The organism is Sphingobium sp. S6 (genome assembly GCF_905120495.1).
Classification (GTDB): domain Bacteria; phylum Pseudomonadota; class Alphaproteobacteria; order Sphingomonadales; family Sphingomonadaceae; genus Sphingobium; species Sphingobium agri.
On sequence record NZ_CAJHOG010000026.1, the window covers coordinates 1 to 9229 of the forward strand.

At 64.6% G+C, this 9229-nt stretch carries 8 protein-coding genes and 2 pseudogenes; 5 read left to right on the top strand and 5 right to left on the bottom strand.

The genetic code is table 11. From position 1 onward, the window contains the following. Positions 1-405: 405 nt before the first annotated feature. Positions 406-1128: a DUF6118 family protein gene (locus SPHS8_RS19845; protein WP_015460630.1), complete on the bottom strand. Its 723-nt coding sequence runs from the start codon at positions 1126-1128 to the stop codon at positions 406-408. Between the two features lie 7 nt (positions 1129-1135). Continuing rightward, the gene (gene traA, locus SPHS8_RS19850) at positions 1136-4270 is read right to left on the bottom strand and encodes a Ti-type conjugative transfer relaxase TraA (protein ID WP_201516820.1); all 3135 of its coding nucleotides are present in this window, start codon (positions 4268-4270) and stop codon (positions 1136-1138) included. A 172-nt stretch (positions 4271-4442) separates the two neighbouring features. Between traA and SPHS8_RS19855 the strand changes: the two genes are divergently transcribed. The 5 genes and pseudogenes from SPHS8_RS19855 to SPHS8_RS19875 all read left to right on the top strand — a co-directional run bounded on the left by SPHS8_RS19855 (position 4443) and on the right by SPHS8_RS19875 (position 7867). Further along, on the top strand, positions 4443-4748 hold the full coding sequence (locus SPHS8_RS19855) for a conjugal transfer protein TraD (RefSeq protein ID WP_015460622.1): 306 nt from the start codon (positions 4443-4445) through the stop codon (positions 4746-4748). A gap of 37 nt (positions 4749-4785) precedes the next feature. Continuing rightward, positions 4786-5010: a conjugal transfer protein TraD gene (locus SPHS8_RS19860; RefSeq protein WP_015460621.1), complete on the top strand. Its 225-nt coding sequence runs from the start codon at positions 4786-4788 to the stop codon at positions 5008-5010. Beyond that, a pseudogene (locus SPHS8_RS19865) lies at positions 5003-5555 on the top strand (AAA family ATPase). The gene SPHS8_RS19860 and the pseudogene SPHS8_RS19865 overlap by 8 nt, the downstream one beginning before the upstream one ends. Before the next feature lie 272 nt (positions 5556-5827). Next, the gene (locus SPHS8_RS20545; RefSeq protein ID WP_443020035.1) at positions 5828-5998 is read left to right on the top strand and encodes a type IV secretory system conjugative DNA transfer family protein; all 171 of its coding nucleotides are present in this window, start codon (positions 5828-5830) and stop codon (positions 5996-5998) included. A gap of 957 nt (positions 5999-6955) precedes the next feature. Further along, positions 6956-7867: a replication initiation protein gene (locus tag SPHS8_RS19875; protein WP_015460618.1), complete on the top strand. Its 912-nt coding sequence runs from the start codon at positions 6956-6958 to the stop codon at positions 7865-7867. Positions 7868-7923: 56 nt separating this feature from the next. On the opposite strand, the gene SPHS8_RS19880 is transcribed toward SPHS8_RS19875, so the two are convergent. From SPHS8_RS19880 to SPHS8_RS20550, 3 genes and pseudogenes are all read right to left on the bottom strand, one after another. Next, positions 7924-8205, bottom strand: a complete 282-nt coding sequence (locus SPHS8_RS19880) for a hypothetical protein (RefSeq protein WP_015460617.1) — start codon at positions 8203-8205, stop codon at positions 7924-7926. 25 nt (positions 8206-8230) lie between these two features. After that, positions 8231-8866 carry an AAA family ATPase gene (locus tag SPHS8_RS19885; protein WP_015460616.1) on the bottom strand — a complete coding sequence of 212 codons (636 nt, stop codon included), beginning with the start codon at positions 8864-8866 and terminating at the stop codon, positions 8231-8233. An 80-nt stretch (positions 8867-8946) separates the two neighbouring features. Then, a pseudogene (locus SPHS8_RS20550) lies at positions 8947-9080 on the bottom strand (transcription elongation protein SprT); the annotation flags it as partial. Between the last annotated feature and the right edge of the window lie 149 nt (positions 9081-9229).

The window sequence follows — 9229 nt, forward strand, 5'->3', positions numbered from 1 at the left end:
CGCAGAGCGACAGCCTACCTCTGACTGCCGCCAATCTTTGCAACAGAGCCGATCGACCGATTGCCGATCATCGGTTGACGATACGCGCATGTAGCCAACGAGCATGACGGAAAACCCCCAAAACCATGTTGTCGGACACATTTACAATCCGACAGTGTTTTTCGGACATTATGCGGGATCAGAGAGGCCGCGCAATAGCGTGCGCGGCGGAGATCGTCAGGAGTTGCGCCACGGCATGACGGGATTCAGGTGAAATCCGTGATTCGCCCCTAGCCCCTATAGGCCGATAGGGCACGCCGATACGCCCCTCGGCAGTGCCGCGCCGGCGTAGGGTGGCGGCGATATGGCGCTCGGCCGCTACGCGATCGGCGAAGGCATGACGCTGAGCTTGGCCGCGCGCGCCGATCAGCGGTCATTGTTCGCCGGCTTGACCTCGATCGTGCAGCGCACCGTCTTTTTCGCCTTGGCGGCAGCCGCGCCGCACGCTTCGATCGTCTCGCGATTGTCCCGCGCCAGATTGGCGGCCGCGACGATCCCCTCCCAGCTCGCCGGCGATGCGCGCTGCATCAGATGCGTGCCGGCATCCCATAGCGTCGGTTCGGCAAGCGCCCGCGTCGCCATGCGCTCCGGCAACTGCCAGCTATCGGGCATGGCGCGCGCGATCAGGCCGGCGAGAAGCGCATAGAGCAATATCCCCAGCACCACGCCGCCCAACCCGATCCAAAACAGCCACCGATCCTGTTGCCAGCGCGCGCGCGTCGTTCCGATCAGCCCCCGCAATTCCCGCGCCGCCTCGCTCATGTCCGATCGCGTGCTGTTCACCAGGTTGTGCAGCTCGCCCGTCGCACTCGCCACCGAAGCGTTTACACGCTCTCCCATCGTCTCCGGGGTGAGTTTCATCGCGGGGCTTTTCGCGATCACATCGACCCGCTGGGTGAGCGCCAGCAATATCTTCTCGGTGTTGGCGAGCGTCGGCTGATAATCGGGAATCTCGATGGACTCGCGCGCGCGGGCTAACCCCTCGACCGCAAGGCGCACCAGCGCCACCTCGCCGCGCAACTGCTCGAACGCCGCCTGCGGATCGTCGCCGGCCCTGCCGTTGTTGCGATAATTATCCTCGTCCATCATCCTCTCCTTACCGGCTCATTCCGCGCCCCATGCCTATCCCTAAATCCCGCGCCAGCTCGCGGCCAAGGTCGCCGCTGTTCATGCCGCGCCCCCGGCCCATGCCGATCTCAAGCCCCAGCTCGCGGGTGCGATTACGCAGGACCAATTCCACCTGGGGATCGCGCTCAAGGCTTTTCGCCATGCCCGCCATTTCCTTGCCCGCCTTCTCGCGGCCCGTCATGTCGCCGGCGCGATAAAGCCGGTCACGGTCCTGGGAGAGCTGTTGCCAGCGTTCCACGAACCGATCGGCGCGCAAGTTCGGATCGGCCCGCACGCGCGCCTCCTGGGCCATCGCCTCGATCATCGGGCCGCTGCGCCCCGCCGCCGCCTCGCGCAGCAAGGCGGGATCGCGCTGCATCGCCGATGCGAGGTCACGCGAGGCTCCCGGCCTGATCTGGTCCAGCGCCTGTGTCGTGCGCTCGAGCGCGACCTTTTGATGCTCAAGGACCGGAGCGCCCGACGCCCGCGCCTGCAACACCGCCTCGGCCGAACGCGAGGCCCGCTCGACCGCGCGGGCATAGTCGCGGCCCTGGCCGCGATCGGCAGGGACCGGCGCGCGCTCCGCGCCCTTCAGCGGCGCGGCCGACAGCTTCAGCCCGTCGAACATGCCGCGCTTGGGGGCCGCCTTCTCGCGCTCGCCTGCCGGCGTCGATTCCGGCGCTGGGCGCTGCGGGGCAGGCCGGAAGCCGTCGAACATGCCTCGCCGCGGTTGCCGCTCGGCCGCGGCTTGTCCCGCGCCAGCGCCGCGGTCGCCGGCATCGCGAACCGTGCGTGGATCTTCGCCCATCTGGCGCATGGTTCCCGCGCGCGGGCCAAGGATCTCCACCGGCGAGCGTTCCGCCCGTTCCGGCAATCGGATCTCGCCCGACAATCCGCGCCGGTCGGCGAAAGCACGAATCTCCGCATCCCGGTCGCGGCCATAGTCGGACGCCATATCCTTCGCCCGCTCGCGCGACAGCGTGCGGACAAGCCGGCGATCGTCGCCGAAGTCGTCGCGGCCGTAATGGAGCTGCACCCCGTCGCGGTGCCGCGACAACGCCACATAGGCCGAATGGCGGTCCATGCCGGGGGTCGCCAGCACATGCGCGCGATCGACCGTCACGCCCTGCGATTTATGGATGGTGGCGGCATAGCCGTGATCGACATGGGCATAATCTTTCAGGTCAAACGCGACCGATCGGCCATCGTCCAGCTTCACCGCCATGCGCTCCGGCGATACCTGCTCGACCTTCCCCAGCGTGCCGTTCCTCACCCCTAGCCCGCGCTCGTTTTTCAGGAACATGATGCGGTCGCCGGTCGCGAAGTCCCGCGCGCCGCGCTCGGCCGACACGCGCACGTCCGGCCCCAGCTCGCCGGCGTCGCGCAGCCGATCGCGCGCGGCCAGGTTCAAATCGCGCACCTCGGCATTGGTATGGGTGAGGATGATCCGCGACTGATCCGGCGCGGCGATGCGCTCGGCATCCCAGCGGTCCACAAGATCGGCGCGGGCCAGCTCACGCGTCTCGGCCGCCTGCACCATGCCATGCGCCTCATAGGCATGGATCGCCTCGCCTGCCCGGCCCGTCGCCAGCGCCTTGGTCGCGTCGCGCTGCCAGTCCTCGCACTGCCGGCGTATCTCGGTGATCTCGGCCCAACCGTGGCGCTCGGTCACGGCCCGGAACGCCGCCCCGGCCTCGATCGCCTGCAACTGCTCGGGGTCGCCGACAAGAACGACCTTCGCGCCCGCCTGTTCGGCATGGGACAGCACGCACTCCATCTGGCGCGTGCCGATCATGCCGGCCTCGTCTATCACCAGCACGTCGCGCGGGCCTAGCAGTTCGCGGCCCTGCTCCCATTGATATTCCATGCTCGCGATCGTCCGCGACGCGATGGCGGACCCGCCTTCCAGATTCTCGGCCGCGATGCCCGACAAGGCCGCGCCGCGCACCTGATAGCCCTGCGCCTCCCACGCCTCGCGCGCGACCCCCAGCATCGCCGACTTGCCGCTGCCGGCATAGCCGACGACCGACGCAAGGCCCTTGTCGCCGGTGATATGCGCCAACGCCCCGCGCTGCTCGGCCGACAGGTCAAGCCCCCTGCCCTCGGCCGACGCCAGCGCGCGGGTCACATGGGCGTCGGCGACACCATGCCCCCGGTCGATCGCCAGCCCCTCGGCCGCGCGTTCCAACCGCTGCTCGGCCGCGATCATGTCGCGCGACGTGAACCGATCCTCGCCCTTCCCGTCCCGCCCCAGCGCCACCAGCTCGGGCGAGGATCGCACCGCGCTCATCACCTGGTCGAACTGATCCTTGCCGTCGCTGTGCCGGAACGCGAACTGCGCCAGGTCGCGCCGGGTGAACGTCGCCTGTTGGCGGGCGATCGCGTCCAATGCGATTTCCGGCCTGGCGATGATCTTCTCGCCGTTCTCGCGCGCGATCCGGGCATGGTCCTCGACCCGCTCGGCCTCAAGCCCCTGTTCGGGCATCCGCGACGCCGCCGGCCCGATCTTGTGTTGGGGTTCAAGGTCGATGCCCTGCGCCTCCAACGTCCGGTGATCTATGCGGGCGTCTATATCCAGCTCGGCCAACCGCTCGTTGACATGATCGGCCCAGGCCACGCGCCATTCCTGCAACAGCGCCGTGCTGTTCCACTCGCGCACCTTCTGGCCGAAGCCCTCCGGGCCAACCTCGCGCATCGACAGCATGACATGCGCGTGCGGCTTGGGTTGCCCGTCCTTGCCCATGTCCCAATGTACATTCATGTCCGCGACCATGCCGCGTTCGACGAACTGCTTTTCGACAAAATCGCGGGCGAGCTGGATGCCCTGTTGCTGGTTCAGCTCGCGCGGAATCGAGAACTCCACCTCGCGCGCCAACTGCGCGTCCTTGCGCTTCTCGCCGGCCTCAACCTCGTTCCACAAGGTCGCGCGATCGTTTAAACGCTCCGGCGCACCCTCGGGAGCCAAGATTTCCGAATGGACGACGCCGGCCTTGTTTGAGAAATCATGGTCGCGCCCTAGCCGGTCATCGTGCAGCCGTTCCGCCGCACGATAGGCCGCGCTGGCAACGGCGCTCGATCCGTTGGCGCGGCTGATGACCTTGGCCGAGAAATGGTAGATCGCCATAACGGCCGCTATACTGCCCTTCTTAGCGCAGGTCGGCAACGATGTATAAGCGCGCACTCACACTCTCTGCCGTTCGCGTGATTGACTTCGCCGCATTTCTTGATCGGAACGGTTCCTCGCGCGCGCTATCGTGCTACGCTGCGGCTCCATTCATGGGCGCGAGGGAGAGAAGATGCGAAAGGTGCGCGACTATGACGCGGAACTGCGGGCGCTGAACGACAAGGCCAAGGCTTTGAAGGCCCGCAAGGTCCAGCAACTCGGCGAGCTGGTCACGTCCACCGGGGCCGATGCGCTCGATCTGGACACGCTCGCCGGTGCGCTGCTCGCCGCTGTGGAAGCGGCCGACGCGAACGAAAAGGAGGCGTGGCGCTCGCGGGGCGCGGCCTTCTTTCAAGGACGCGGTCGCAAGGCTGGCCGACGCACTGGCGGCAACGGTGAAGGCGCAAGGCAAACTGGCGCAGGCAAGGAACAGGCTTGAAGCCGCCGCGCGCCGCACCGATACGAGAGGATGGGTCGTGGCCCGACGCGAGCGCACGCGCCATCTCATAGAGCTGGGCGGCCTCGTCCAGAAAGCCGGTCTGGTCGAGCTGGCCGACGATGATCGCGCCACCCTTTACGGCGCGCTGCTCGATTGTACAGCGCGCGTTCAAGGCGACGACGCTGGCAATGTGCTGGCGCTCTGGAAGCGGCGGGGCAAGCGCGCGTTCGACGCGGAAGCGGAAGGTGCGGGCAATGGCTGATCGGCCCGATTTCCATGTCATCACCGGCGGGCCTGGCTCCGGCAAAAGCACCCTAATCGAAGCGTTGGCGGTGGAGGGTTTCGACCACATGCCGGAAGCCGGTCGGGCCATCATCCGCGATCAGGTCGCGATCGGCGGCGCGGCCCTCCCCTGGGCCGATCGCGCCGCCTTCGCGGAATTGATGCTGGGTTGGGAATTGCGCTCATGGCATGAGGCCCACGATCGCGCAGGGCCGGTGATCTGCGATCGCAGCGTGCCTGATGTGGCGGGCTATCTGCGCCTGTGCGGCCTCCCCGTCCCGGCTCATGTCAGCCAAGCGGCGGACCTGTTTCGCTATCAACCCCGCGTGTTCATCGCCCCCTTGGCGCGAGATATTCGCGGCCGATGCGGAAAGAAAACAGGATTTCGCGGAAGCGCAGGCGACCTATCAGGCGATGGTCGCGGTCTATTCCGGCCTTGGCTACGAGCTGGTGACGCTTCCCCTCGCCTCTGTCGCCGAACGTGTGCGGTTCGTCCGCGCCGCAATCGAAAGGGAGGAATCCTAACATGGGGCCTCGCGCGATCTGGCGGGCGTTCGACGCGGAAACGGAAGGGAGAAGCGCACCATGAACATGCTCGACGTGGACGCAATCCGCGCCCAAGTCCGCGCGCTCGATTTCACGCGCGGCACACCGGCCGACGCCGCCATGCGGCGCGAGGATGATGCCGACGCGCGCGCCAATCTCGCGATCGAAGGCATGGCGCTCGACGCCGGCGAACACGCCCTGTTCGACATGCTGCGCGAGGAAGCCGCGCGATCGACAGCGACGAAACCGGCATATCGTTCGGCCAGCAGCATCTTGCGCGGCCCTTGCTCACGCCGGATGAAGTCCGCTCGCTGCGCGAGGATTACCAGTTCCTGTTCTTCGCGGGACAACGGTCGATCGTCGCCGCCAAGCTCAAATACTATGCCGATCGCGAGTTCGCGGGCCGCTTCGACAAGGCGTGAAGTCTTTAAACGGCCCCGTAGTCGAAGCGGCATCATTCCGATATACAAACGATATTGAATGATGGCGCTCTGCCATCCCTCCCTGGTCATAGAAATCGCTCGAAAGCGCGGAAAATCGCCTACTGGCGTTCTAAAGGTGAGGTTTGGGGTATGACCTCACCATTAGCGATCGACGCAGCGGTGGATGATCCCCTGAAGGTCGAAGATCTAGCTTCCAAAAAATCGGCCGCCCAGGAAGCCCGTAAAGCGCATTTGCTGCTCCAACCTCATTTCCTGTCCCCCACCCCGAAATGCGCCCCAGCGGCTCGGAAATCGCACCAGGGGCGACGTTTCCGCCTGCTCCGCCCTCTCAATTGGATCACCACCCTATCCGTTTGGCTTTCCAAGAAAGCCAATTTGCTACTTGGCCGTTGGCGCTGTCGTTGCGGTAGGGACGTGGTGTTTAAACATTTCTAATCAAACAAAAAGCGTACCGGCGGAGCCGGTCCATCATGGGGATGCCGGGTGGGAGGATCGCTAAAGCGATCCGGGGCGGCTGAAGGTCGCGAGCCGGCGGGGCGAAGCTCCAGGAGACGGTGTTCTTCTTCTTCTTCTTCGGGTCTGACGATGCGGCGAGTTCGGAGTTATCCACAGGCAGGGCTACCCTAAAACTCACCTAAAACTCACCGTTCGCGTTCTGATTCAAAGATTCTTCTTAGATTCAAGATTCAGGGTGCCTCAAACCCGCAGAAAACCAAGAAAAATTGCCCCGAAAAGTGAGTTTTGGGGTCGAGTCGCGTGAGTGTTGGGGTAGCCTTCGGTGAGTTTTGGGGTCGGTAAAAGTGAGTTTTGGGGTCGAGTCCGGTGAGTGTTGGGGTAGCCGCCAAATCAACGGTGAGGTTTGGGGTATCCCCTCCCCACCCTCCATCGGGGAGCTTTAGGAATTGCCTAGCTCACCGTTGCTGCTAAAGTGAGGACATGACTCGCGCAAGCTCACCTGTAAATAACGGAAAGGCAAAGATTGCCCTAGGCGATGATACCGCCCTCACCCTCTCGCAAAAGGGGCGCGGAAACCCGTTCGATCCCGCCAATTACGGGGAAATCGTCAAACCCGGCGAGCTGGTCGATATTGTCGAGCTGTCCCCCCTCACCCTCGCCGATCGCCGAATCTACAATCTGCTGATTGCCAACGCCTGGGAGCGGATCAGCGAGCCGGTCATTCACCGCATCGCCAAAACCGCGCTCAAGGGCACGCACCAAGGCAACGAGCGCATAGAAAGCTCGCTGCTGCGCCTGATGGGCACAATCGCCATCGTCACGATCCGCAAGGGCGGCAAGAGCTACAAGCGCCGCGTTCAGCTTCTCGGCTCCAGCGACGAAAGCCTCGAAAAAGACGGCTTCCTGCATTACCGCATCCCCGAAGAACTGATTGAGATTTTGCGTAACAGCGAGGTCTATGCGCGACTTAAGACGCAAGTGATGTATTGTTTCGAGTCGAAATACGCGCTGTGCCTCTATGAAATGATCGAACGCCGTATCGGCCTCGAATATAAGCAAAGCGAAGAGTTCACGATTGCGGAGCTACGCGGCCTGCTCAACGTGCCGGAAGGCAAGTTGGAACGGTTCGCTGATTTCAACAAATACTGCCTCAAGGTCGCCCAGGAGGAAATCAACAAGCTCTGCCCCTTCTGGGTCGAGTTCACCCCGATCAAGAAGGGGCGCAAGGTCGAGCGGGTTTCTATGATGTGGCTCCCGAAAACCATGAGCGGCCGTCGTGACGCGCAAAACCTGATCGACCAACATAGCATCGTCCGCCGCGCCAAACTGCGCGGCGATATACCCGAAATGCCGGTGCTGGTGGATTTCAGCGCGCCCGCCGCCCAAAGGTGAACCCCTACCCCAAAACTCACTTTTCGCGCGCCGGGGCCGCCTCGCCCTAGCCGGCCCTACCCCTCGCCGGCATCGAGCGCACGGCTCACCGTGAACTGTATCCATGCGCTGCGGCTGATCCCGCGCCGCTTGGCCGCTGCATCGACCTTCGCCAGCAACGCGCGATCGAAACGGAGCATCACCGGCGACTTGCGCGGCTCGGCCCCCTGCCCCGCCTCGTCGGCCTCGGTCGCGATCGGCTCGGCCTTCGGCTTGGCCGCCCCGGCAATGAAGGCATCGGCCGCCGCCTCATCCATCGGCGACTTGGGCTTGCTGTTCGGTTTACGAGCGATAGCCATCGAAATTCACTCCGCTATCATTATGCTATACAAATACCGCGCTGACCAATGCGGCCAGCTCGTCGATCGCCTTGGCGTCACGCGGCGATTGCTCCCCTACCGCCCTGCCCTCGGCCGCCGCGTTCGGGAACGCCTTGCGCCGCACTATCGACGTGGGCAGCACCTCGATCCCCTCAATGTCGCCGATCATTTCCAAGGCGGCCTCATTGTCGGCCCCTTGCGCGTCCGCGCCGTTCAGCACGGCGACGGCGCGCAAGCCCTCGTTGATCTCGCGCGCCTCGGCCACCAGCGCCGCAACCTGGTCAAGCGCCCACACGTCGAAGCTGCGCGGCTGCACCGGCACCAGCAACGTGTCAGCCACGGTGAGCGCGGCGCGCAGCGAGCCGGTATCACGGCCGCCCACGTCAATGATAATATCGTCATATTTGGCCGCGAGCTGGCGGACCTGGCTGCGAAGCGCCGCGCCGGTGAGCGCAACGGCGGTATAGCCAGCTTGCCCAAGTCGATCGGCGCGCAGCTCGGTAAAGGTGAGGGCGGTCCCCTGCTCGTCGCCGTCCACCAGCAAGAGGTCGCGGCCCGCAAGCGCGCGCGCCACCGCGAGGTTGACGGCAAGGGTCGTCTTGCCGACACCGCCCTTAGTGTTTCCGACTGCCAATATCATTCTGCTCTCGCTCCGCTGGCAATATGGTTGCGCTGTAGCATGGTTTGTAATGCTAAGGGATATACATTTGATTGGGGCGCTTATTCCCCCTCGTCGCCCTCATCCTCGCTGTCGTCGTCCAGCGGCTCTGGCTCATCTGGCCGTGATCCTCGATCGGGCAAAGCGGCGCTCCGGCCTGCTCAAGCCATTTGCGCGCGGTCCTGACGGTATGTCCCAGCACTCGCCGATCACCTTACGCTTCTGCCAAAGTAGTGCTAAGTTAGAGACAAAGGCCTGATTACTGCTCGTGCCGCAGCGACCTCAGCTACATGTAGGCGCTTGCAACCGTAGCAGCTTCTGCTCGCAAACAGCGCCTTTTCCTGC